17 protein-coding genes are annotated in these 22,128 nt (G+C 64.4%); 12 read left to right on the top strand and 5 right to left on the bottom strand.

All coding sequences use genetic code 11. From position 1 onward, the window contains the following. The first annotated feature begins 751 nt into the window (after nt 1-751). From J2T57_RS22160 to J2T57_RS06235, 8 genes are all read left to right on the top strand, one after another. Nucleotides 752-880 (top strand): hypothetical protein, encoded by a 129-nt coding sequence (locus J2T57_RS22160; RefSeq protein ID WP_301289195.1) that lies wholly within the window; start codon nt 752-754, stop codon nt 878-880. Nucleotides 881-2,602: 1,722 nt separating this feature from the next. Further along, the gene (locus tag J2T57_RS06265; RefSeq protein WP_253475905.1) at nt 2,603-3,772 is read left to right on the top strand and encodes an AAA family ATPase; all 1,170 of its coding nucleotides are present in this window, start codon (nt 2,603-2,605) and stop codon (nt 3,770-3,772) included. Continuing rightward, entirely contained in the window at nt 3,769-4,830 is a 1,062-nt protein-coding gene (locus J2T57_RS06260) for a ParB/RepB/Spo0J family partition protein (protein ID WP_253475903.1), read from the top strand. The genes J2T57_RS06265 and J2T57_RS06260 overlap by 4 nt, the downstream gene beginning before the upstream one ends. Beyond that, nucleotides 4,827-6,254: a hypothetical protein gene (locus J2T57_RS06255; protein WP_253475901.1), complete on the top strand. Its 1,428-nt coding sequence runs from the start codon at nt 4,827-4,829 to the stop codon at nt 6,252-6,254. Before J2T57_RS06260 ends, J2T57_RS06255 begins: the two co-directional genes overlap by 4 nt. A 1,369-nt stretch (nt 6,255-7,623) precedes the next feature. Beyond that, nucleotides 7,624-8,649: a ParM/StbA family protein gene (locus J2T57_RS06250; RefSeq protein ID WP_253475898.1), complete on the top strand. Its 1,026-nt coding sequence runs from the start codon at nt 7,624-7,626 to the stop codon at nt 8,647-8,649. Nucleotides 8,650-8,674: 25 nt separating this feature from the next. Then, a complete protein-coding gene (locus J2T57_RS06245; protein ID WP_253475895.1) occupies nt 8,675-9,208 on the top strand; it encodes a hypothetical protein in 534 nt (177 codons plus the stop codon). A 71-nt stretch (nt 9,209-9,279) separates the two neighbouring features. After that, complete coding sequence (locus J2T57_RS06240; RefSeq protein WP_253475892.1) at nt 9,280-10,647, top strand: secretion/conjugation apparatus DotM-related subunit; 1,368 nt, start codon at nt 9,280-9,282, stop codon at nt 10,645-10,647. 48 nt (nt 10,648-10,695) lie between these two features. Next, nucleotides 10,696-13,191 (top strand): TraM recognition domain-containing protein, encoded by a 2,496-nt coding sequence (locus J2T57_RS06235; RefSeq protein ID WP_253475889.1) that lies wholly within the window; start codon nt 10,696-10,698, stop codon nt 13,189-13,191. A gap of 55 nt (nt 13,192-13,246) precedes the next feature. Here the strand turns inward: J2T57_RS06235 and J2T57_RS06230 are convergent, their stop codons facing one another. Next, entirely contained in the window at nt 13,247-14,674 is a 1,428-nt protein-coding gene (locus J2T57_RS06230) for an HD domain-containing protein (protein WP_253475885.1), read from the bottom strand. Between the two features lie 106 nt (nt 14,675-14,780). On the opposite strand from J2T57_RS06230, the gene J2T57_RS06225 reads away from it, so the two are divergent. Continuing rightward, the gene (locus J2T57_RS06225) at nt 14,781-16,007 is read left to right on the top strand and encodes a hypothetical protein (RefSeq protein WP_253475882.1); all 1,227 of its coding nucleotides are present in this window, start codon (nt 14,781-14,783) and stop codon (nt 16,005-16,007) included. Nucleotides 16,008-16,045: 38 nt separating this feature from the next. On the opposite strand, the gene J2T57_RS06220 is transcribed toward J2T57_RS06225, so the two are convergent. Together J2T57_RS06220 and J2T57_RS06215 are read right to left on the bottom strand one after the other, a co-directional pair. After that, nucleotides 16,046-16,408: a hypothetical protein gene (locus tag J2T57_RS06220; protein ID WP_253475879.1), complete on the bottom strand. Its 363-nt coding sequence runs from the start codon at nt 16,406-16,408 to the stop codon at nt 16,046-16,048. A 54-nt stretch (nt 16,409-16,462) separates the two neighbouring features. Then, nucleotides 16,463-18,937, bottom strand: a complete 2,475-nt coding sequence (locus J2T57_RS06215; RefSeq protein WP_253475876.1) for a preprotein translocase subunit SecA — start codon at nt 18,935-18,937, stop codon at nt 16,463-16,465. Between the two features lie 159 nt (nt 18,938-19,096). Between J2T57_RS06215 and J2T57_RS06210 the strand changes: the two genes are divergently transcribed. Beyond that, entirely contained in the window at nt 19,097-19,864 is a 768-nt protein-coding gene (locus tag J2T57_RS06210; RefSeq protein ID WP_253475873.1) for a tetratricopeptide repeat protein, read from the top strand. Continuing rightward, nucleotides 19,864-20,595 (top strand): DsbA family protein, encoded by a 732-nt coding sequence (locus J2T57_RS06205; protein WP_253475870.1) that lies wholly within the window; start codon nt 19,864-19,866, stop codon nt 20,593-20,595. The genes J2T57_RS06210 and J2T57_RS06205 overlap by 1 nt, the downstream gene beginning before the upstream one ends. 95 nt (nt 20,596-20,690) lie before the next feature. Here the strand turns inward: J2T57_RS06205 and J2T57_RS06200 are convergent, their stop codons facing one another. Next, nucleotides 20,691-21,323: a hypothetical protein gene (locus J2T57_RS06200; protein WP_253475867.1), complete on the bottom strand. Its 633-nt coding sequence runs from the start codon at nt 21,321-21,323 to the stop codon at nt 20,691-20,693. A 124-nt stretch (nt 21,324-21,447) separates the two neighbouring features. Between J2T57_RS06200 and J2T57_RS06195 the strand changes: the two genes are divergently transcribed. Then, entirely contained in the window at nt 21,448-21,801 is a 354-nt protein-coding gene (locus tag J2T57_RS06195) for a hypothetical protein (protein WP_253475863.1), read from the top strand. A gap of 17 nt (nt 21,802-21,818) precedes the next feature. Here J2T57_RS06195 and J2T57_RS06190 read toward each other — a convergent pair whose 3' ends face one another. Beyond that, nucleotides 21,819-22,115, bottom strand: a complete 297-nt coding sequence (locus J2T57_RS06190) for a hypothetical protein (RefSeq protein WP_253475860.1) — start codon at nt 22,113-22,115, stop codon at nt 21,819-21,821. Nucleotides 22,116-22,128: the final 13 nt, after the last annotated feature.

Raw genomic sequence — 22,128 nt, 5'->3', positions numbered from 1 at the left:
CCTCACCTGCCTCAGCCTGCACGGTGTAAAGCACCTTCCACGGTGGAAGGTGCGAGCGGCCGGCGCTGTTTGGGTCATGAAATGAACTGGCATGAATGTCCTTGCGCTGGCGCTCGTCCATGGACGCACCGGTCCTGATCACAGGTCAGCAAACTCTCGCATAAGCTTCGGCGCCTTATGCGTCCCAGGGCAGACCTGCCAACGCCCTGCTCTCTAAACTCGGCTTGAGTCCTTGGGCTGAAGCCGCGACGCCTCTTTACCTGACGCTGGTCGATCGACGGTGTTTCGCCCCCTTTGCGACCCGCCTCCCCCCGTTCTTTAAAACGAGATCCGGCTCGTCTGAGCAGCGTCGGGACCGATGGATTTGGGACACTGCCGTATGCGAAACCCTGGCTTCCCGCTTGTCAGGGTTCTGCTCGCCTGTTTCTTGCGACCCTGTAAGAGCGCACTGCCATGGCGCAGGGTCCGGCCGAAGCGAGCTCCTGGCGCATCGCCCTATCTCCAGGTGATGGTCCGTTGCCGTGCGCAGGGGTGAGCGAGCAAGAGTCCGACTCTCACAGGCATACAGGCACGGTGTTCTCGAGCCGATGCGGTGCCAGGGCGCGATAGCATGGTCCCGTCTGACCAGTGTGCTGGGGCGAGCGCTCGATCGATGTCTTCGATCCGTTGCGCTGCACACCCCTGGGTGGAAGGGCGCAGCGCAGCTGGCAGTTGAGCTGGATCCCAGACCCCTCAGGGCAGGAGAGCTCTCGTGAAAGCCAGCGCAGGCAAGCACCAGGATCGGCAACCGCTGCGCTTTCTGCCTGAGGTGGTATGCGTCTCTGCCATCGGGCTGGCGGTGTTCGAGCCATGGTTCGGGCATCACCCCCGCGCTGGCTAACTCCTCAACCGAGTTACGGCGATGGGCGGGGGCCAGGTGGGGTCCTGGCAACTTCCACGATGGAGGTTGCCAGGACCGACTCTGCTCCGCCAAGAATCGGGATGCACTCAATCTCCTGCTCGACTGCGCCCAAACTGCGGCACCTTCCACCGCGGAAGATACGCGAGCCAGTGCTCGGGACTCCTGGCGTCACCGCCATCGCCCAATCGCACAAGCCGAAGTCAGCCGCCCGACTAGCTAACACACTCCACTGCCCGTGGAACCTGCACCACTTGGAGATAGGGTTGGCGGGAAAGGCCGCGGCAGCGGAGGCGAGCAAATCGCGCCTCACCGGGCCCTGGGGCAGATAGTGCGTGCAAGGGGGCCCGCGAGCCCCGTCAGATTCCACGGTGGAAGATGCCTGATCGTCAGCCCGCGCCTCCCGGCGTCACCATCATAGGGCACCGGTATCGCCCGGGATCTCTCGGCGAAATGCCATGCGCGCCTTTGGTCAGACGCTGAAGTCGATGGGGCCTGATTGGTGGAATAGGGCACTTCGGCCGAAGTGCACACTCGTGCCACACCGAGGTCGGGAGGTCACAGGGCACGCAAAGCCCCCTGCAGTTCCGGCAGCTTCCACTGTGGAAGCTGCCTGGCCCGCACCGGCCGCCACGAGCAACGGCACGCCCTGTATCGGCCGCCGGACGGCATCCAGACTGCTGCACCTTCCACAGTGGAAGATGTGCAATCGCCAGCCCGCGCCTCTCGGCGTCACCACCATCGCGCACTGGTATTGGCCCCGATGTCTCGACCAAAGGGCATGTATGGCTGCCGTTAGACGCTGACGCCCAGGGGTGCTAATTGTCGGAATAGGCCGCTTTGACGGAGGTGCACGCATCGAGTTTCGCCGCGGTGGCAGCTTCCACGGTGGAAGGTGCCCAGCCATCAAACCGGTGAGCCGGTGGCCGCGCAGAGGCAAACCAGGACGTTAACCAACAGCCTCGCCGCCTCACTGCGAACCCGGCGCGGAGGAGGGCGGGGTCGCCAGCTCAGTCCATCCAGACTAAGGGACGCGTTCAGCGACTGCGTGGCAGCACCTGTGCCAGAAATCCCAGCGGAGTGCGGCCCGCCCCAGAAATGATATCAATCGCATCAAGCGCGCAGAGCGGGGGCGCGCGCCACCCCCTTCCAAGACTCTTCTTGTCATTGCCGCGAGACGGCTTGAGGGCGATCAGTCAGCTGCATGAATACGGCAGCTTCCACTGTGGAAGCTGCCGCGTGATACGCCGACACCAGGCGGACGTAGAGTTTCGGCGTCGCCTGTTCCACGCTATGGCATCCGGCCAATCCTGCCAGTCTCAACAGCGTATGCCGATCCTCCGCATACGCTACCGGCGCGCGGGGTGGGGGCGCAATCCGGCGCGGCCCGCGGTGTAGGAGACAGGTCCGCTGGGGAACAGAATAGTAGGGGAGGGGGGTCAGCGTATTGGGCGTTGGCGAGAGCCAATGCAGTGCCAGAAACTTCCTGATTCATTCCTGTAAAAAGCTTTTTCCTCAGTTATTTACTGTTACCTATAAAAACCCCTGTGGCCACAGTATGCTCGTGTTACCGCAATACTTGCGTTTTCCCTCACTTTGCATTAAAAACTCTCATAAGCCGATAACATGCAAAGCCCATGAACTTCTTGATAAATATGCTTTTTAGCGACACTGCTCGCGAGAACTGCCTACAATGGAGTCCCAATGGACGATCAAAGCTTCGCTAATCTCTCCGCCTCCGGCGCCCACCTCCATGAGTTTCTCCTCAATGCGTTGACCGAGCCGAACTATCGCAAAACACTCCCGGAATTCGGCATCAGTCGGTTGTCCCAGCTCGTTGGCGTGAGCACGCAGCATATTCGCAATCTTGAGAAAGCGGGTACGCTGCCAGCGCCCCGCACCGTCAAGAGCGGAGCACTAAACCGCCGTGTCTACAGCCTAGCCGACGCTGACCGTATCAGGAAGATCCTCAACATTCAGGTGTCACGCCCGGCAGGCTCCCGTGCCCTACGCGTCTCATTTTCGAACCTCAAGGGCGGCGTAGGGAAGTCCACCTGCAGTGTGTACTTTGCTCAATACGCCGCCCGTGCGGGCTACCGTGTGCTCCTGGTGGACATGGACCCTCAGGCCTCGGCGACCAGCGTTTTCGGCTATGTCCCCGATCTCCACCTGGTTGAGAACGACACCATCTACGATGCGCTCATGGAGGACCCTTACTCCATCCAGGACAAGATCCGCGAAACCTACTGGCACAAGCTCTCCCTGGTGCCGGCCATGATGGACCTCCAGAACGCCGACTTCATGCTGCCGATCGCAGAGGAGAACAACCACGAGACGATGGGGACTGCCATCTTTCGCCTGCGCCAGGCGATTGAGGTTGTTCGCGATGACTACGACATTATCGTCATCGATACGCCACCGAGCATGGGGATGCTCTGCTTCAACACCTTCATGTCCGCTGACTACATCATCGCGCCGTTCACCCCGCACATGTTTGACTTGGCCTCCTCGGTCCAGTTCTTCCGGATGCTCGCGACCGTCATGCAACATGACCCGGACCACCCGCTTCGCAAGATGAGCATCCTGGTCAACCGTCATGACCACTCCGTTGAAGCGAGGCGCACGCACCAGATGCTGTTACAGACGTTCGGCAATTACGTTCTTGCCAATTACGTCCGCCAGACAATCGAGGTGCACAAAGCCTCGTCGGATCTTTTGAGCGTCTATGAGATCGACGAGGTGCGTGGCTCCATGGAGGCGCATCGTAACGCCATTCGCATGTTCGATGCGGTCAACGAGGAAATACTGACAAACATCCGCATGCTCTGGCAGGAAGAACTCCATGCGGTCGAGCAGCAGAGGATTGAGGCATGAGCAGGAAGAAGGGAGTCCCACTCCAGCAGCGCGCCATCGATGAGCTCAAGCGCGCGGAGAAGGCCGGTGAGAAGCTTCCAGAGTCGCGTGTCGCCGAGCTTGCCTTTCGGGGCCAGGGCAGGGCGCCGGCGCCGCCTGGAATGCGTCGCGCTTACCAGCGCAGAGCCATTGACCCCAACAAGATACGGCCCTGGGCTTACGCCGATCGCCATGACAACGAGATGACGCACCTGGACCGACTAGCGACCTCGATGAAGGAGCATGGCCAGCTCGCCAACATCATCGTCCGCCCGCTGCCCCCGAACGATACCAGTGAGCACGACTATGAGCTTTTGGTCGGCAAGGTGCGCTGGGCATCGGCCAAGAAGGCCGGTCTGGAGGCAGTAGACTGCGTGATTCGTGATGTTGATGATCGCGAGGCCTACATACTGATGCGCGAGGAGAACACGCAGCGCCAAAACCCCTCGCCGCTCTCCAACGCACGCTCGCTCAGCAAGGCGATCGGCCCCGACGGCATATTCAAAACGCAGGACGAGGCGTGCAAGGCACTTGGGTCCAGCCCCGCCGCGATCTCGCGCTATCTCAAGTTCGCGACAATCCCGGATGACGTGCTCGATGTGATCAGCAACCCTTTCGAGATCGCCACCAAGATGGGCCTCGAAATCGTCGATCTCATTGCCGAAAACTGTCGTGCCGAGATCGTCGCGCTTGCCCCGGAAATCAACAAGACGATCCACACCCCGGAGCAGTTGCGTGAATCGGTGTTCGCCCTACGCGGGGGGCGCCCATGGCCTGCGGCGGGCACTACGCCCCCGGCGTCGAACGACACACCCCCCGCAGCGGCGTCAAAGCCCGTTTCTGCCCCTCAAAAGCAAGTCTTCCACCTGGCCGATGGGCAGCGCTCCATGGAGTGTGCGCGCACGACGCGCGGCGTCACCGTGCGCATCCCCGTCAAAACCGTCGAGCGCATTCCTGCGGATCGGCTCGATGAGCTCGCCGAGAAGATGGCGGAGCTGGTAAGCGCCTACGCTGATCAATCGTCATCGGAGGGGAGATGAGCAGTGTCCTGCCGCCACCGCCGGATATGGATCAGCGCTCGCCGCCAGTGTTCACCTTTGTGGCTGACCCAGGCGAGGCCATGGACGCATACAATGAGTTGCGCGCCGCTGACGTGATCAGCGCCCAGTCTCATGCACTGCTCGACGCCCTGACACAGCTTGCCGCCGACGACAAGGAGAGGCGAACGGATTTTGTCTCCCTGGTGGATATTCTCAACATATCCCGATCGACGCTTCTGCGTCGGCTGAACCCCTTGCTGAAGTCCGGCCTGGTCGAGAAGCACGCCGGGGCCTCCCACAAGGGGAAACACACGGAGTTCGTGTTCAGTGACCCGCGCAACGTCAAGGGCCTGACCAACGGGGAGGGCGAGTCGAGCAGCCAGTTTCCGGCGCGATGGAGTGTCACGGAGCATGACAGGGAGATCATCGAGTCCCAGCGCCCCCTCGACCTCAGCCGAAAAGCGGATGGTGACTTTATCCCCGAGGAGTTGAAATTCTCCATCAAGGGGGAGGCGCTCAGTATTCTGGGACTGTTCTCTGCGCTGCCCTCTTCACCGAAGAGCGCACTGGCGGAGCAGGGCTACGTCACCAACGTCCATATTGGCCCTTACCGCATGCAGGTGGAGGTACGCCCCCAGCAGGGTTTGCGCACGGTGACGGCGCTCGACCTGCGTGTTCTCGCTGCCATCATCACGCTGGTCCATCGCCAGATCGCGGCGGGGACGCCAGCGGTCAATCCGTTTTTCATTCGCGTCGACTCGATTATTGAATTGTTTCGCCGAGCTGGTGATGTGTACGAGGAGCGCGAGCGAGGGGGGAAGGCAAAGCGGAGCATCCTCGGCAGCATCGAGCGATGGGAGACCACGCAGTTCCGCATCACCCACGTCCCTGAGTCAATCCAGAACTTCTACCATGGGATGATCCGCGTGCGAACCGGTATTCGCTTTATTTCCAAGGTCGCGGATCTATCGAAGTACGATGGTCGTCATTTCATTCCCGAGCGGCTGGGGATCTCGCTCGATGAGGAGTTGCTGCGGCGAATCAAGGACCCCTCCGGGCGCTTTCTGGCATCAATGACGCGCGAGTGGTTGATCGAGCGCAATCCGACCGCGCTCATGCTCTCCACCTTCTGTCGCCGCTTCATTCAGCATGGGCACAGCCCGCGCACGCTCTCCCGGGAATTCGTGCATGCGGAAACCGATCCGAAGAGGCCGCAGCGAGAGTTCTACCGGTCGTTGCGCACGCTCTTCAGTGAGCGTTTCGTCGCGAGCAAGGGTGCGGCATTGATCAATGGCTACTATTTCCTCATTGAGCGGGGGCCCCCTGAACGCTACGTGATCTGGGCCGATCCGGAGCACCAGACCCTTGGGACGCGTAGCTATAAGGCCTATATCGACAGTCGCGGCGATGAGAGGGGTGACTAGCCGGGGCCTGAAGGCCATCGGGCCAGGTGCCCACGAACAACCGCAGCCCGCACATCGCCTTCCAACAGTTGCCTGACAGGGGGTCGTTCAGAATCGTGGGATTCGGTCCACGTTGTGAACAACCCCCAATCGCCTGCTAGCGCACCCATGGAATGCCCGCTCGTTGTCGGTCGATTCGGCGACGAGCGAATCAGGCATGCGGGGTTGTTCAGGATTGTGGGATAAGGTCCACGTTCATGAACAACCCCTCGGCGCAGGACATCGTCTCTCGAAAAAGTCCGGTTGGCGGGGGTTTGCGGGCATCCTGGGGGGTGCTGAGTAGCCGGGAGTAGGGGAGGGTCGTTCAAAATCGTGGAATAAGGTCCACGTCCATGAACAATCCCGTCGTGACTCACCCTCATGCGAAGCCGTGCTCGCCCGGCCTTGTGTCTTGCCGGGTGTGGATGACCTGCTGGGAGGTTGTTCAATAGTGTGGGACAGGGTCCACGTTTTTTGGTGAAATCCAGGGTTCCGGGGTGTGAGTGCGCTAATCAGACCCCTGTTTGCGAGTGATTCTGGTCATTGCGCCTGCTTGGAATTCTTCGTGAAGCGACCGCATTCTGCTCCGAACAGGGCTTGATGGCTTGCCAGTTCGCGCTTCATCACAGGTTCGGCGGCCGCGGACGTGCTCGGCTACTCCTCCCAGACGGGGGTGTCACCCTCCTAGCGCATGGCATTCCTGCTCCCCGGGGGGCAGGAGCCCGTTTAACCCGAGCTCAGGATGTTCGTTACTGCACGCATCGGGGGCGCTGTCTGATGGATGCCCCATCCATGGAAGGTCGGCCCGGACTGTAGGGCGTGTTGCTTGCCGTGATCCCTTGAGGATGGCCGTGGCGTTTGCTCTTGCCCTGGGCTGTTGGTCCCTAAAGGCCGGGATATCAAGATCCGGGGGCTCGTTGTTGCCGTTGTCCTTTTGCTGATAGACTGCTTTATCACGGCGTTTGCCAGTCCCCTCACCATGGCTTGATCGGTTATCCCCGCTATCCACAGTGTACAAACTTACTTTGTATTTGTAGTATCCCTTATAGGCGCATTTTTCATTATCCTAGTCAGTATCTTAGGCGTGGTTTAGGCGTGTGACCGGCGTGTTTGATGGTTGCCCTCCGGCTTTCCGTGGTTGACCGCGCCTGTTTGATGGTTGTCCGTCTTGGCCTGCTGGATTGACCAGCCCCGTGGATGAGGGGTTATCCACAGGCCGCGCGTTGCTCGTGTCGCCTGGCCTTTGCGGCTGCCTTTGGGAGGTTTACCTGCGCAAGGTGCTTCCCTCCGGGCGAACAGTACCGTATAATTAATAAAGTTAAAAATATAAAGAACCAACCAGGAGCCCCTCATGACTTCCAGGAAACAGTGGGTCGTTGCCGGCGTGGACGACGGCTTCGATGAGACGAAGATCGTCCTTGGCGATGGCACCAGCTTCCGGATGCCCTCGCGTGCGCGCGCCGGTGAGCTGAACCGGATCGACATTAGCGGCACGGCGCAGAAGACGGTATTTCTGTACCAGACCCGGGATGGGAAGTACACGGTGGGCCGGGATATCGACCGCGCCGACTCGACGGCAAGCGACGATTATCCGCTGAGCGCGATGAACCGTGCCGTGGTCACCCATGCGCTGCGCGAGGCCGGTGTCGAGGCTGGCGCGGAGCTCTTCCTCTGTAGCGGTCTGCCGGTCAAGAAATTCTACCGCAAGGGCACGCTCAACACGCCGTTCATTAAGCAGAAGAAGCAGAACCTGCTTGAGAACGATGTGGTGGCCGAGGACGGCACGGCGCTTGCGCGCATCGCCCGCCATGAAGTGGTCTCCGAGGGCATCGCCGCCTGGATGGACTTTGTCATGCAGCGCAATGCCTCGGGCAAGCTCGAGGTGAACGAGGAGCTCGTCGCACAGCGCATCGGCATCGTTGATATCGGCGGTCGCACCACCGATATCGCGGTCATCCGCGACTGGCAGCTCGACACCGAGCGCTCCTCGACGGTTGAGGTGGGCATGATCGCGGTGCGCGAGGCCCTGCGCGAGGCGATCAGCGAGGAGTACGATGTCGAGGTCAACGACCAGGAGCTCGCCCGGGCGCTCACCGACGGGCGGATCCGGATGTGGGGCAAGGACCAGGATGTGAGCGCGATCGCTGCGGGCGCCATCAAGGTCGCCGTCAACCGCATCAGGAGCGAGACCATGCGCCGCCTCGGCCGGGCCGCGGACCTCGAGCAGGTCATCTTTGTCGGCGGCACCGTGGTGGCCATCCAGCGCCACCTCGAGGGCTGGTTCCCGAACCAGGTGATCGGGACCGACCCGTCATTCGCCAATGCCCGGGGCATGGCCAAGTACGCCGAGTTCATTCTTGCCGCGCAGGGCGCCTGAGGCGTCCGGCGGGGGAGGGTGGGCGATGCGCCATCGCATGACGGTCAACCTCTATGACGAGAATCCGCTCGATGCGGATCTGCTCGACTACTTTGCCGACCTCGGCCGCAGCCGCCGCCAGGAGCTCCACCGGATGCTCCTGTTGGCCGGCTACAACGCCCTGGTGCGCAACCGAAACGCCCAGGAGGCGGTGATCCAGGCTGCCGATCCGCTGCTGCTCGGGGCGCTGCTTGACGCCTCGAGGAGCCTGTCTGGCGGCCCGCCGGCGCCAGAACCCCACGCGGCAAGGACAGCGCCACCGCAGGCACCGACGCCGCGCAGGCCTGATCTGCCACCCACCAACCCTGCGGCGTCGCCAACCGAGAGCGAGGATGACGAGGATGGGGCAGGGGAGGGCGGTGAAGGCGTGCTGCTTCGCCCCGATGATGATGCCATTGACGACGCCGGCGCCATAGTTACGCCGTCCGGCGCACGTGTCATCGAGGCGCCGGACTTCGAGGATGCGGGCGATGAGCCAGAGGACCCCATGGCTGTCCTGCGGCGCATGCACGGGGGCTGATCCGGGTCTGGATTTCCGTCCGGTAACGGAATATTATATAAACACTAAAATAATAATAAGAGAGCGATCTCATGGCAGGCGGCTCCAGCGACAACAACACGAACGACGTCTTTTTCATCATGGTTCTGGTCATCCTGATGATCGCGGTCATGGTGCTCCAGCACAACTTCCACTTTGTCGCGGCGGCCTGGAAATACCTGCGGATTGCCGAGTTCACCCTGGTGAGCTGGATTCCCGCCTGGGTGCCTGTCTACGGCAGTCTTGAGATCCGCGAGGCCGTGGATTTTCTGAAGACGACGCCGTCAACGGATATTGTGCCTGATACCGTGGTCGCCATGGACAATCACTTCGCGCGCTATTTCAGCTGGCTGCCCGGGCTCCTGCTGGTCGCGCTTGGCGTCAAGCGCTTTCGCGCCACCGAGTCGGTGACCCAGCGCTTCAACATGGAAGAGCTCCTCAGCCACAACCTGCCACTCTACCCGTTCGTGCGCGATGCCGCCGCCGATCATCCCGAGGCGCTTGATATTGATCTTGATCGCGATGACCCGAAATCGGTCCGCTACGCCTCGGCCATGCGGCCGATCGAGTTCGCGACCCTCTCGCCGCCCATGGGCCTGGAGGCGCTGGCGAAATCGCCCAAGGGCAGGCAGTACCGCCAGCCGATCTGGGATGGCAAGAGTGGCGATGTCGACTGGGATCTCGCCGAGCGCTCCTTCGCCACCCAGCTCGGCGCGCGCTATGCCGGCTTCGCGGCGCTCTCGGGTACCGAGCGGCGGATCGCGGAGATGCTCGTGCCGCGCCTGGAGCTCGCCGACCGGGCGATGATGGGACTGGTGCGCCGCTACGCCCGTGCCCATCTCCCGGGACTCGTTGGTGCGAAGAAAACGGCCGGGACGCGCATTGACCCGGAGGATCTCTCCCCTGGCCGCCTGGTGATCTTCAACGCCGTCAAGAATGCGCTGGCGACAGCCCTGGTGCGCCACCGCAAGGAGTGCCGGATCAAGGCTGGGGCGGCGCTCGACCGCCAGCAGGCAATCGACTTCACGAAGAAGATGCTGAGTGACCGCAGCCTGAAGACCATCGCCCGCTCAAATCCGGTCAAGGAGGCCGGGCGGCGCGTGGTGGCCGAGGATGTCATGGCTGCCCACGGCTATGTCCGCCCGGCGCTGATGAGCCTCCTCGATGAGGCGCGCAAGTCAGGCGTGGTGGCGCCGGTGGAGTTCTCCTGGCTCAAGGGTGAGGATCGAGCGCTCTGGTACTGCCTGCACTCGGTCGGGCGCAAGACGCCGTTTGTGGAGGCCGGTGGCGCGTTTGCCCACTGGGAGATCGAGCGGCTGATTGGCCGGTCGCTCAACAGACCCGAGGTGCATGCGGCCATTGAGGCGCTGATCAATTCGATCCGCCCCCAGATGCCGGTCGCCGAGCGCAGTGCGGCCTGACACGCAGGCGCGCACTAAAAATAACAATAAAAATAAAGGAATCTCATCATGTCGGCCGAACAGGTGCATGGCGTACAGAACAACGCCGATCTCAATCCCGGGCTCATTCAGCGCGATACGCGGCCGCTTCGCTTTCGCATCCATGATTTCGTCGCCGACACCGGTGGCTTCATCCTGATCATGCTCGGCGTGATCGTCACGCTCTGGCCGTTCGTCTTTTCGGTCCAGGTGTTCGATGTGCTCTTCATCATCGGCATCCTCTTCGCCTGGTATGCCTGGAGCAAGCACCGCTCCTATCCCTTCCGCAGGCCGATTGCGCAGAGCGGCGATGGGCTCATGTATTTCGGCAACGACCGGCAGACCGATGCGGGTCTGTGGTTCTCGAACGACGACGCCCGCACCCACATGCTTGTCTTCGGCTCGACCGGTAGCGGCAAGACCCGCTTTCTGCTCGGCATCTTCTACCAGGCGATGCTGATCGGCTCAGGCGCGATCTATGTCGACGGCAAGGGCGACAACACGGTCTGGTGGCTCGCCTTCAGCCTCTGCCGGCGCCTTGGCCGGGAGGACGACCTGCTGGTGATGAACTACCTCACCGGGACCGGCGAGGACACCAACCGCATCACCAACTCGAACAACCCCTTCGCCTACGGCAATGCCGAGCAGCTGCGCTCGCTCGTGGTCGGCCTCATGCGTGAGTCCGGTGGCGGGGATGCGATGTGGAAGGGGCGGGCGAGCGCCATGCTGGGCGGCCTCTTGAAGGCGCTGACGACGCTGCGTGATCGCGGCGAGCTCGAGCTCGACATCGCAACGATTCGCGCCCATATCCCGCTCGACAAGATCATCATGCTGGCGCTGCGAAACGACCTCCCCGAGTCGGCACTCAAGCCCCTCCAGGGCTACCTGGCGGAGCTCCCCGGCTACAGCGAGATCGACGCCGCCCAGGGCGCGCTCCAGCAGAAGTGCTACGAGCAGCACGGCTACCTCGCGATGCAGCTGACCGAGGTCATGGCCGATCTCACCGACACCTACGGTCACATCTTCGGCTTTCGCCGCGGCGAGATCGACTTCAAGGACGTGGTGTTTAACCGCCGGCTGCTTTTCGTGATGCTACCGGCTCTCGAGAAGGATCCCGACGCCCTTGCCGGGCTCGGCAAGCTGGTTGTCGCCGGCGTGCGCTCGGCGCTCGCACCGGCGCTTGGCAACGCGGTTGCAGGCACCCGCCGCGAGGCGGTCGAGCAAAAGCCGAGCAACGCCAAAGTACCCTTTATAATTATCCTCGACGAATATGGGTATTACGCGGTGAAGGGCTTCGCCGTTGTTGCCGCGCAGGCCCGCTCGCTTGGGGTGAGCGTTGTTTTTGCCGGGCAGGACTACCCCTCCTTCAAGCGCGCTTCCGAGGAGGAGGCCGCCAGCGTGCAGGCGAACACCAACATCAAGATCTTCATGAAGCTCGAGGATCCGAAGGAGACCTTCGACATCGCCCAGGCCCGCGGTGGCGAGGCGAAGGCGACCCTCACCTCGGGCTACGAGGCAAAGGGCGCCGCCGGGCTCTACGCCGATCAGAAGACCGCGCGGATTGACAGCATGAAGCGCGTCAATCTGCGCGATCTCACCAGCCAGAAACCTGGTCAGGCGCATGTGATCAACGGCGACACCATCAGCCGTGCCCAGCTCTTCTACGCCGACCCCTTCGAGGTGCCGGAGATCAAGCTGAACGAATTCCTCCAGATCGAGAACGTACCAAAACACGTCATCGACCAGATCAACGAGGCGTTCAAGCGCTTTGAGCAGGTGGTCGAGAAAGGCGGGCTTGGCGCGCTGGATGCGGATGATGAGGCCCGCGGCCCCTCGCAGCTCGATCCTGGCCTGAAGACAATCTTCGCGGACCTTGCCCTGGTGGGTGAGCGGGGGCTGAGTGGCCATGAGGCGGCGGTGGTCGCCCTGGGCCTCTCCGAGGTGCGCGAGCAGATCGAGGACTATGAGGCGGAGGTGGTTGCCGGGCTTCGCACCGACGAGCCCGCCGAGACGCCGGCGGCGCGGATCGAGCCGAAGCCTTCACCTGCCAGCGCGAAGCGCGGGGCAGAGAAGCGCGCGGCCGGTGACGCCGGCCGCGAGAGCCCGCATGCCGCGCCCGAGCACCCGGTTCGCGCCGAGCGCTTTGCTGATGAGCGCCAGATGGTGCTCCTTGAGGACGCGCACGCACCGGAGCGCTCGGTGCGCCCTGAGGCCACCAGGCGCGCGGAGGAGTTCGAGGCGCTGCTCTCCGGAATCGTGCTCCGCCAGGCCGAGGCAAGCGCGGGTCGGCCGCTGACCGTCGCAGAGCGCGCCGACGCCGCACCCCGCAGCCAGCTCGAGGCCTCGGGTGCGCGCGCGGGCCTAAGCCGCGAGGAGAGCGCCGAGGAGGCGGCCAGCACGCTTGAGACGCTCGGCGAGTCACTGCGCTACCCGGCGGGGCCGGTGCCGGAGAAAATCCCCCAGGAGGAGATTGCACAGACGCTGAAGGAGCTCCTGAAGCTCGTCGATGAGCAATCCCAGTTCTGATTCGCTGGCAGGGCAGGGCAGGGCGTCGCTGGCATGGTCAGCGGCGCCCTTGGCTTCAGGCGGCAGACGGTGGGTCGAGGTAGAAGTTTGTGCGCTCCACACTTTCAAAGCGCCCGAAGAAGTCGCTCTCGGCGACCAGCGGCCGGTAGGCCCGCTCACCGCCAGGCCCCTTTACCAGCACGCGGATCGCGCGGTAGTCTTCGCCGATGGCGCTAAAGCGCGCGAGGCTACAGCGATACTGGATGTCACCGAGGCGAACGCCCGTGCTCTCGGCGATCGCGGCCGCGGCCTTGCGCTTGGCGGCCAGATCGAGCGCGTTCGCCCCACCCAGGAAGGGGAGCTTGTCGCGGGCGAGCAGTCGTGCGCTCGCACTCACTGGGTCGACCATCGCGCGTGCCCGGAAGCGCTCCCAGAAGAAGGCATCCGTCAGGTAGGCGAAGTGGCGGATGTCGCTCAGCATGGCCGAGAGCTGTGCCGCCGCACTTGCGTCCTCCATGACCTCGTTGATCGCCCGCAACAGCAGGATCTCAAAGCCGATCGCCGTCTTGTGGGCATAGACATGGCGGAACATCCCGAAGCGGGCCAGCACGAAGTTCTCGAACTCGGGGAGGCCCTTGCGGTTGACTGCGATGCCAAGCCACTGCTCCTGCGCCTGATAGCCAAAGCGCAGGTTGTTGGCGAGATTATCAAGGCTGTAGAGACCGTAGGCCACACCGGTGTAGCGACTGTCGCGGAGCAGGTAGTCGCCCTTGTCCGCATCAAGCTCCCCGGAGATGATGTCGCCGAGCAGGCCCATGACCAGGGCGCCGGCGCCCTCTGGCGCCGTGGTGCCGGGTGCAATCAGCCCCCACGCCGCGCTCGCCGCGGCACAAAAGCGCTCGGACGGCCCGCCATCTGTGGTCTCCATGACATTCAACACATCCTGGACCATGGACTCGCTGCCGGCAGGGAGGCGCTCGCTCAGGATGGCGTGGGCGCTCCTGATGGAGTAGTGCTCGTGCTCGAGGTGGGTGGGTGCCTGGCTGTAGAAGCCACCAACGTCAACCCCTGCCCAGAGCCGCTCGAACTGGCCCTCGGCGTCGATCATGGCACGGATCGCGGGTGCCGACTCCATCTGGTGGGAGAAGGCGCCATGGCCCGTGTCGTGGAGCAGTGCGGCCAGGCGCAACACCGAGGCGAGATAGGCAACGCCTGCGCTCGCCGCATCCCCGGGCTCGCCAAGCCCCAGGCGCTTTCGCTCGTAGCGCGCGGCATCGAGCATGGCGTGGAACATCCGCTGGGCCACATGCATGACGCCGATGGAGTGGGCGAAGCGGCTGTGCGTCGCGCCGGGGAAGACCAGGAAGAGCACATCATTCTGGGCAATATGGCGCAGCCGCTGGAAGAGCGGGTGGTCGATCACGCTCTTCTCGTGATCGAGCAGCGCAATGGCGCCATGGACCGTGTCCATGACGCTGGTGTTGTGGGCAAGTTCGATCGACATGGGGCCTCCTCGGCGCCGAATCATCATTATTATAGCGTTTTCAAAAGAGTTTGTCATCCCTGCTGATTGTTGATATAATAAACATGAAACTAATAGGGTGATCCTCATGCAGCCAGGCTCTTCCACGCCGAAAGGCGGCTTTCTGCTCTACCCGCGCGCCTATCACCTCGATGAGAGTGATCCTGCGCGTAGCTTTGTTGACGGCGTGACGCGCAAGGGGCGCGAGATCCGGGTGCACCTCCAGCCGACCGAGGAGATGGCTGCGGCGGTGCGCGATTCGAGCTCGAAGACCCTGCCCGATCTGGCGCGGTTCGCCCAGAGCGGTCGGCGGGCGAAGAATCCCTGCGCGGCCTCGGCGGATAACGGCCCGGACGCCCCCTGCGGGATTCTCCTGATCGAGCAGGTCTTTGAGATTGACCGCGCCAACAACGTCTGGGGCGGGCGCTGGGCGAGTGTGCTGCGCGCCGGCCCCGAGGATGCCATGCCGGCGATTGGGATCGGCTATCTCGAGATGAACGTCTTCTCGAGGCTCAATGAGGAGGCGAGCGTTGCCAGCGAGGAGATGTGCCGGATTCGCCAGGCGATCGACGCCGGCACCCACCCCGCGCCGATCGAGGGGGAGGAGCGCATCAGCGCTCTGCGCGCCCAGGTGCTTGGCGCACAGACCAAGCGCTTTACCGGCGTCATCCTCCGCCCGCACGAGTCACTCTACCTGCCGGTGGTCACGCCCGAGGCGCTGGCGGGCGCCCTGCGCGGGCCGCTTGAGCACTACACCCGGCGTGGCATGTACGGCGGTGCGCTGATCCGGGTGCGTCGTGATCTGGTGGTCGACTCGAAGCTCTCCACCCAGATCGACATGCAATACCACGCAGCCGAGCGCCGGGTGAAGTCCTTCGACGAGGTGTTTGCCGACTTCCTGCGCTACCAGGCGAAGGGACTACTCGCCGCCGCGCGGCGTGATGCCAACGTGGTGGTCGAGATCATCCCGATGCTGCGCATCAACTGCGCAAAGCACGGCAACGAGCGCTACGGCAATGAGCTTGCGCGCAGCGCCACTGCGACGCCGAAGATCGTGAAGACCTTCGTCGATCGCGAGCACCAGCAGAGCATCCTGACCGAGCTTCGCCGCACCAAGGGCTATCTCGCCTCCCAGGTGGCGATCCGGGTGGCGGAGATCTACGACGGGGAGAGTGCGGGCAACCTCATACTCTCATCGATCCACGCCTTCTCGCCGGCCATCGGCAATCCCTACGAGATCGACCCCACGGGCCGTGCGGCCTACACCCTCGATACCCGCAAGCCGCCAGCCGGGCACACGCAGAACGCCGCCTGAGAGGGCGGCGCCTGGCGTTCCATCGGGCAAATCGGGCCTTAGCGAAGCCGTGGGTGGAAGGGCAGGCAGGCGCTTGGTTGCGCCTCCAGCAGTCCGCGGCTGCTGACCCGGAAGCGGCACTCCTCGCGAATCGCCTCGCGGCAGCCGCAGTCGCCCAGAATCGCACTGGGCCCGCGGAAGCCGAGCATCGCGATGCAGGCGGAGAGCGTGCCGGAGAGTGACTCGCCGCGAATCCCGTCGCGTGCCCAATCGTTGGTCGACTGGCCATCGATCTCAAGGCCCGAGGAGGGGGCGCCGGACATGCAGTTCCCCGATGGCCCGGCGAGCGCCGTCGACGCCGGGGCGAGTGCCACCGCCACGGTCAGGGCGAAGGCGAGTGATGCAAACAACAGGCTGCGCATGGCGGACACCTCTTTATTTTTCTGTTAATAATATGCTACCACAGCCCCGGCGAATTAAGCAGCCTCTTCCTTCTCAGCCTGCGCCGCCTCAACAATGCTTGCCAGGTAGCGGCAGTAGATGCTTGCCGCGATCACATGGGCCTCGTTCAGTGCGGCGCGGAAATGATCGAAGGCCTCCTGCTGGAAGATCACCGTCGGCGACTTCTGCGAGAGCGAGGCGAAGGGGATGGTCCGCTTGAGGCTCTCCATCGCGTCGTTAAGCCCCATCCAGGCGTTGTCGGCCTGGGAGAGGAGGATCTGTCGCGCCGGCTCGACAAGCGTGTACCCGGGCTGGATCAGCGCCACCGCGTCGAGCCTCTCGGAGAGCGCCATGAGCGCCTGCATGCGCAGTGCCTGCGGATCGATGTCGTCGGGGTCCGCCGGCAGCTCGAGCGTGATGCGAAGGGTCGACTGCATCTCGCTTGCGAGCGCCTGTGGGCGCCAGTGCTCCGGGAGATGGCCGGCCGGGCAGTGGCGATCGATCAGCGCGTCGATCAGCTCGACCGTAGCCGTATTCAGCGTCTCAAGTGCGGCGTCTGCCGTGAGCCACTCGCCGCGCAGGGCATAGTAGGCGCGGCGTTGCTGATCGCTCACCCGCTCGAAGCCGAGCGGGTCGAGGAGGCTGTCCGCCTCATCCCGGGCGTAGCTCGCCTGCAGCGCGCGGATGCGCCCGCCGATGAGGCCGGATGAGAGGTGCTGGTCCTCGGTAAGCCCGGTCTGGCGGGCGAGGGCGCGCACCGCCGGCGCGAGGCTCGTGGCGAGCAGCGGGTCGTCGAGACTCAGGTAGAAGGCGCTTGAGCCCGGGTCGCCCTGGCGGCCCGATCGCCCGCGCAGCTGCTCGTCGATGCGCCGCGAGCGGTGTCTCCCGACACCGATCACGCGAAGCCCACCTGCGGCGAGCACCGCCTCGCGCCGCCGCAGGTGGGCCTCCTGGTCGCCGTCGGCGAGGCTGCCACCGAGCAGGATATCCGTTCCGCGCCCGGCCATGGCGGTTGCCACGGTCACCTGCGCCGGTCTGCCGGCCTCGGCAACGATCCGCGACTCCTCGCGGTGGTAGTTGGCATTGAGGAGGTTGTGGGCGATGCCGCGCGCGCTGAGCGCCCGGGAGAGCGCCTCCGAGGCCTCGATGCTGGCAGCGCCAAGGAGTACCGGCTGGCCGCGCGCAATGCACCCGCTGACATCGTCACAGACCGCACGCAGGCGTGCGGCATCACCGAGGTAGATCCGGTCGGGCTCGTCGGCGCGCTGCACCGGACGGGCTGTCGGCACCGCCACCACCGGCAGGCCGTAGACCCGCTCGAAGCTCTCAGCGGCGGTCATGGCCGTGCCGCTCATCCCGCCAACGCGCTGGTAGAGCCCGACGAAGTCCATCACCCGCACCCGGGCAAGTGTCCCGGCCTCGCGGCTTCGCGCCGCACCGCTCGCGACCTCCACCGCCTGGTGCACCCCCTCGCTCCAGGAGCGATCCGGCGTCGGGCGCCCGGTGCGCGGGTCGATGATCACCACGCGATCGTCCTCGATCACGTAGTCGCGACCCACGCGGTAGATGCTGCGCGCGGCGATCGCGTTCTCCAGTGCGCGCACCAGGTGGAGATTGCCGGGCTGGTAGAGCGCGTCACGGGAGATGATGCTGCCTTCGGCGAGCGCCCGGCGCTCAAGCGCGGCATAGGCGCCGGAGCGCATCACGACGCGCTTGGTCTCCTCGATGGCGACGGCGTCAACCGCGTCGTCCCCGATCAGCCCCTCCTCGCGGGTGCGCTCGACCACCTGCACGCGAAGCCCGCGGGCGAGGCCGTCGATGCCCTCGAGCACGTCGATCTCCGAGTCGAACTCCTGGGAGATGATGAGCGGCGTCACCGCCTCATCGAGGAGCACCGCGTCGGCCTCATCGACGATGAGCGAGGCGCGCTCGCCACCGGGACTCACCTGGTCCTCGGCGCGGTAGGCGAGGTTGTCGCGCAGATAGTCGAAGCCGAACTGCTGCACAGTGCCGTAGACCACCGGCATCCGGTAGGCCGCGCGGCGGGCATCGCCCGGGGAGTCCGCAATGATGGAGCCAACGCCAAGGCCAAGCGGGGTGAGCACGCCGGCGGCCTCGCGGGCATCGCGCTCGGCCAGATAGTCATTGGCCGTTGCGACATGCACGCGCTCGCCAAGTGCGGCCCGGGTTGCGGCGGCGATGGTCGCGACAACCGTCTTGCCCTCGCCGGTGACCATCTCGACGATGTTGTTCTCAAGCATGCAGAGCGCGGCGAGGATCTGCGGCGAATGAAGCCGGAAGCCATGATACCGCTCCGCTGCAACAACGGCGCAGGCGAGTGCGGCAAGCGCATCGGGGGCAGCCTCGCCGGCGCGCATGGCTTGAAAGCGCGCGGTCGAACCGTCCCTGAAGCTGTGGGTGTCGGCGAGGCTTCGCACGCGTCGTGCCTGCACGGTCAGCTTTCTCAGGGTCTTCTTGCGCAACAGCGATCGGATCAGTGGCAGCAGCAATGTCGCTCTCCGGTTCTGGCTGGCGAGATCGCCAACCTACCATGGTCTAGCGGGCAGTCTACCAGAGCTTGCCTGTAATTTAAATAACGGATATAAAACTGGCGAATCGCCGGCCGGCATGATTAAATAAACCGAAATCAAAATATCAATGGAGGCATCATGGGACTATTTGGCTGGCGGCGCGCCGCTGATGGGCGAGTGGCGGTGACAGCGGAGGCTGCGGCGGGCGGGCGTGCGCTCGAGGCCGGCATCGCACACCTCCGGGAGGGTGATCTTGTGCAGGCAAGGGCCGCCTTCGAGCGCGCAACGGGCGACGCTGATCCGACGGTGCAGGCGAAGGCCTGGGTGAACCTTGGCACGCTGGCGCGGGGCGAGGGTGGGCTTGACGCGGCGCGCGCAGCCTACATGCGGGCTGTCGACTGCGACCCGGCGCTCACCCCCGCCTACATGAACCTCGCAAGCCTCGCGCTTGCCGCCGGGCGCATGGGTGAGGCGGAGACGCGCTTCCACCAGGTGCTTGCGATCGATCCGGTTGCCGAGTCGGCGATTGCCGGTCTTGCCCGCCTGCTTTCGCTTCGCGGTGCGCGCGCGGAGGCGCTCGAGATGCTGACGCGCGCCCAGGCCGCCCACCCCGGGAGTGCGCGCATTGCCGCACAGCTCGCCGGTGAGCGCTTCCGTGCCGGGGACACGGCGGGGGCCTTCGCGGCGATCGCACCGATGCTTGAAGCGCCCGAGACGGCGCCAGAGGTGCTGGATGCCTACGCGCACCTGGCGGAGTCGCTTGGCGAAGTCGACCAGGCGGTTGCGCGGCTCGAGTCCCATCTTGCCAGCATCGCTGACAGTGCGCTCGCCCCGATGCCCGTCGCGGAGCATTTCCGGGCGCATATCGCGCGGCTTCGCGGGCTGTCCACTGGGGAGGGGGTCTGATGGGCAAGCGACGCAAGCAAACGCCCGGGCAGCGCATGCTCTTTACCGGTGTCACGGTGGTGGGCTCGATGCTCGCACTCGTCGGCGCCCTGCAGCTCTTCGGCTCGATCGGCGCTGGCGCCGAGCGCCTCCCCGAGGGCGCGGGCAGTGTGGTGATGACGGCCGAGGAGGGCGCCGAGTGGGTGCGCAGCACGCGTGGCGTGCCACTCCACGGGCCGCGCCGGGCCGCGGTCACCGTGCATGTCTTCAGCGACATCGAGTGCCCCGTCTGTCAGCGCTACGCGGGCATTCCGGAGCAGGCGGTCGATGGCCTGGGGGGCGTTGCCAACCTCGCCCACCGGCACTTCCCGCTGCCAGGCTTCGGCGAGCGCGCCAAGCGCCAGCATGTTGCCGCCTACTGCGTCGGCGAAACCGCGGGGGAGGAGGCGTACTTTGTGTTTCTTGAGCGGATGTTCGATGAGAGCCGGGGCGGTGGCCGCGGCCCGTCGCGCTCGCTCTTCGCCATCGCTGATCTCGCCGGCGCCGATCGCCCGTCACTGACGGCGTGCATGGAGGACCCGGCGAGTGTGCGCCAGGTTGAGAGCGATGTCGCGGCGGGACGGGCGATTGGTGTTCGCGGTACGCCGACCACCGTGATCGTCAACAACCGCAGCGGTGCCATGCGCGGGCTTGGGGGGCTTCAGGATGCCGCGGCCCTCTCGGCGGCCATCGAGGCGATCGCAACGGAGTAGGGCGTGCGGGGCGGCGGGTGACGCTGCCCCTTGAGAGCACACGGCACGACAAACGCGCACCGCCTCCGAGCGGTGCGCGTCCTTTTGCGCAGGCCTCAGGCGGCCGAGCTGCTTTCGGCTGCCTCTCCAGCGAGCGGCAGCGTCGCGCAAAGCGACAGCCAGTCACTGTCCTCGAGCTTGCTGAAAACCGTGGGCGCGCGCTCGGGTTCTGCGGCCAATGCCGCGTTCTCCGCCTCGATCGCCCGCAGTGCGGCAAAGGCGGCGAGCAGCGCCGGCTCGTCCTGGGCGAGGGCGCTCCAGGCCTCCCGAACGGGCGCGCGTGCGTCAATCGCAAGGCCGCTCTCCACCAACAGCCGCCAGGCCTTCAGCGCGAGTCCAAGGCGTCGCACGTGGGCGGCGACGAAGGCCGGCAGCACGGCCCCGGCATTGCCCTGGCCGTCTGCGACCAGCTTGAGCGGCCGGCCATTTTTCCTTGAGACCTGGTCGATGCCGCTCGCGGTGGCCTCGATCAGCCGGCGCGGCGCAGACTCCGGAGCCAGGAAGACGTTGCGGATCTGCGCGTGGCGGCCAAAGAGCTGTTTGTAGGTGTAGGCGCAGAGCGCCATCACCTGTGCGCGCTCACCACCATCGAGGGCAAGGATCTCGTCGCGAAGCGCGATGGCCTCGTTGGTGATTCGCACCATGGCGCGAGCCTGCTTGCTGTTCTTGTTGTTCTTTCTGCGGAGCATGGCGACCTCTCTTTAGTTTGAGTTTTATATAGTACCAGACTGGCCCTGCAAGGCCAGTGTCAGATTGCTTGACTTGTCTTTATATTGAAAGTATAATAAATCCATCATTCAATGGAGATCCGGCATGTCACAACAGAAGGTTGCCTACGCGGCCAGCACCGAGGCAGACGTCAAGACCCCCGAGCTCACAGTCGCCTGGCGGCGCGGCGGCAAGGCCCGCTACGAGTTCGCGAGCCCGGACAGCGAGAAGAAAACCGGGCTGACCCGGGCGGAGGACCCGCGGGTTCGCATTGCCGATATCGATGATGATGCGGCTGCGCGCATCGCCAACGCCGGCGTGCAGCGACGCTGCGCCGATGGCCGCTGCGCCCGGGTATTCGTCGCCGTAGAGAAGGGCGGTTGCGCGCCGAAGTACTGCCCGGATTGCCGCGGTCGCGTGCGCCGCGAGAAGAAAAGCCGTTTTCTGCGCCGCACCTAGTTCCCGCGTCGCTCCCCCTACTGGGCGAGCGCTTCCATGAAGTCCTGGTAGGTCTTGTAGGCGGCCACCACCGCATTGCCGGTCTGCTCGGCGTGCAGCTGATAGAGTGCCAGTGTCTCCGGGAGTTGCGGTACGAAGGCCGCACCCTCATCGAGGCTAAGGGCTGCGGGGTCGCTGATCAGCACCTGCTCCTCGGTGATGAAGTTATAGAGCACCAGCGCCTCGTCACCGTCAGCGACTGCCGGTGCTGCCACGAGGAAGAGGGCGAAGGCTGCCGCCAAGGCAAGGGGTCGGGTCAGTGCAGAAAATCCCATGATGCTCTCCTGG

The organism is Natronocella acetinitrilica, from assembly GCF_024170285.1.
GTDB lineage: Bacteria > Pseudomonadota > Gammaproteobacteria > Nitrococcales > Aquisalimonadaceae > Natronocella > Natronocella acetinitrilica.
This window is presented reverse-complemented; position numbering and strand designations above follow the sequence as displayed.

Bases quoted from the DNA above. Each gene is read 5' to 3' on its own strand.
- J2T57_RS06265 (WP_253475905.1), top strand. From the start codon at position 2,603: ATGGACGATCAAAGCTTCGCTAATCTCTCCGCCTCCGGCGCCCACCTC.
- J2T57_RS06260 (WP_253475903.1), top strand. From the start codon at position 3,769: ATGAGCAGGAAGAAGGGAGTCCCACTCCAGCAGCGCGCCATCGATGAG.
- J2T57_RS06255 (WP_253475901.1), top strand. From the start codon at position 4,827: ATGAGCAGTGTCCTGCCGCCACCGCCGGATATGGATCAGCGCTCGCCG.
- J2T57_RS06250 (WP_253475898.1), top strand. From the start codon at position 7,624: ATGACTTCCAGGAAACAGTGGGTCGTTGCCGGCGTGGACGACGGCTTC.
- J2T57_RS06245 (WP_253475895.1), top strand. From the start codon at position 8,675: ATGCGCCATCGCATGACGGTCAACCTCTATGACGAGAATCCGCTCGAT.
- J2T57_RS06240 (WP_253475892.1), top strand. From the start codon at position 9,280: ATGGCAGGCGGCTCCAGCGACAACAACACGAACGACGTCTTTTTCATC.
- J2T57_RS06235 (WP_253475889.1), top strand. From the start codon at position 10,696: ATGTCGGCCGAACAGGTGCATGGCGTACAGAACAACGCCGATCTCAAT.
- J2T57_RS06230 (WP_253475885.1), bottom strand. From the start codon at position 14,674: ATGTCGATCGAACTTGCCCACAACACCAGCGTCATGGACACGGTCCAT.
- J2T57_RS06225 (WP_253475882.1), top strand. From the start codon at position 14,781: ATGCAGCCAGGCTCTTCCACGCCGAAAGGCGGCTTTCTGCTCTACCCG.
- J2T57_RS06220 (WP_253475879.1), bottom strand. From the start codon at position 16,408: ATGCGCAGCCTGTTGTTTGCATCACTCGCCTTCGCCCTGACCGTGGCG.
- J2T57_RS06210 (WP_253475873.1), top strand. From the start codon at position 19,097: ATGGGACTATTTGGCTGGCGGCGCGCCGCTGATGGGCGAGTGGCGGTG.
- J2T57_RS06205 (WP_253475870.1), top strand. From the start codon at position 19,864: ATGGGCAAGCGACGCAAGCAAACGCCCGGGCAGCGCATGCTCTTTACC.
- J2T57_RS06200 (WP_253475867.1), bottom strand. From the start codon at position 21,323: ATGCTCCGCAGAAAGAACAACAAGAACAGCAAGCAGGCTCGCGCCATG.
- J2T57_RS06195 (WP_253475863.1), top strand. From the start codon at position 21,448: ATGTCACAACAGAAGGTTGCCTACGCGGCCAGCACCGAGGCAGACGTC.
- J2T57_RS06190 (WP_253475860.1), bottom strand. From the start codon at position 22,115: ATGGGATTTTCTGCACTGACCCGACCCCTTGCCTTGGCGGCAGCCTTC.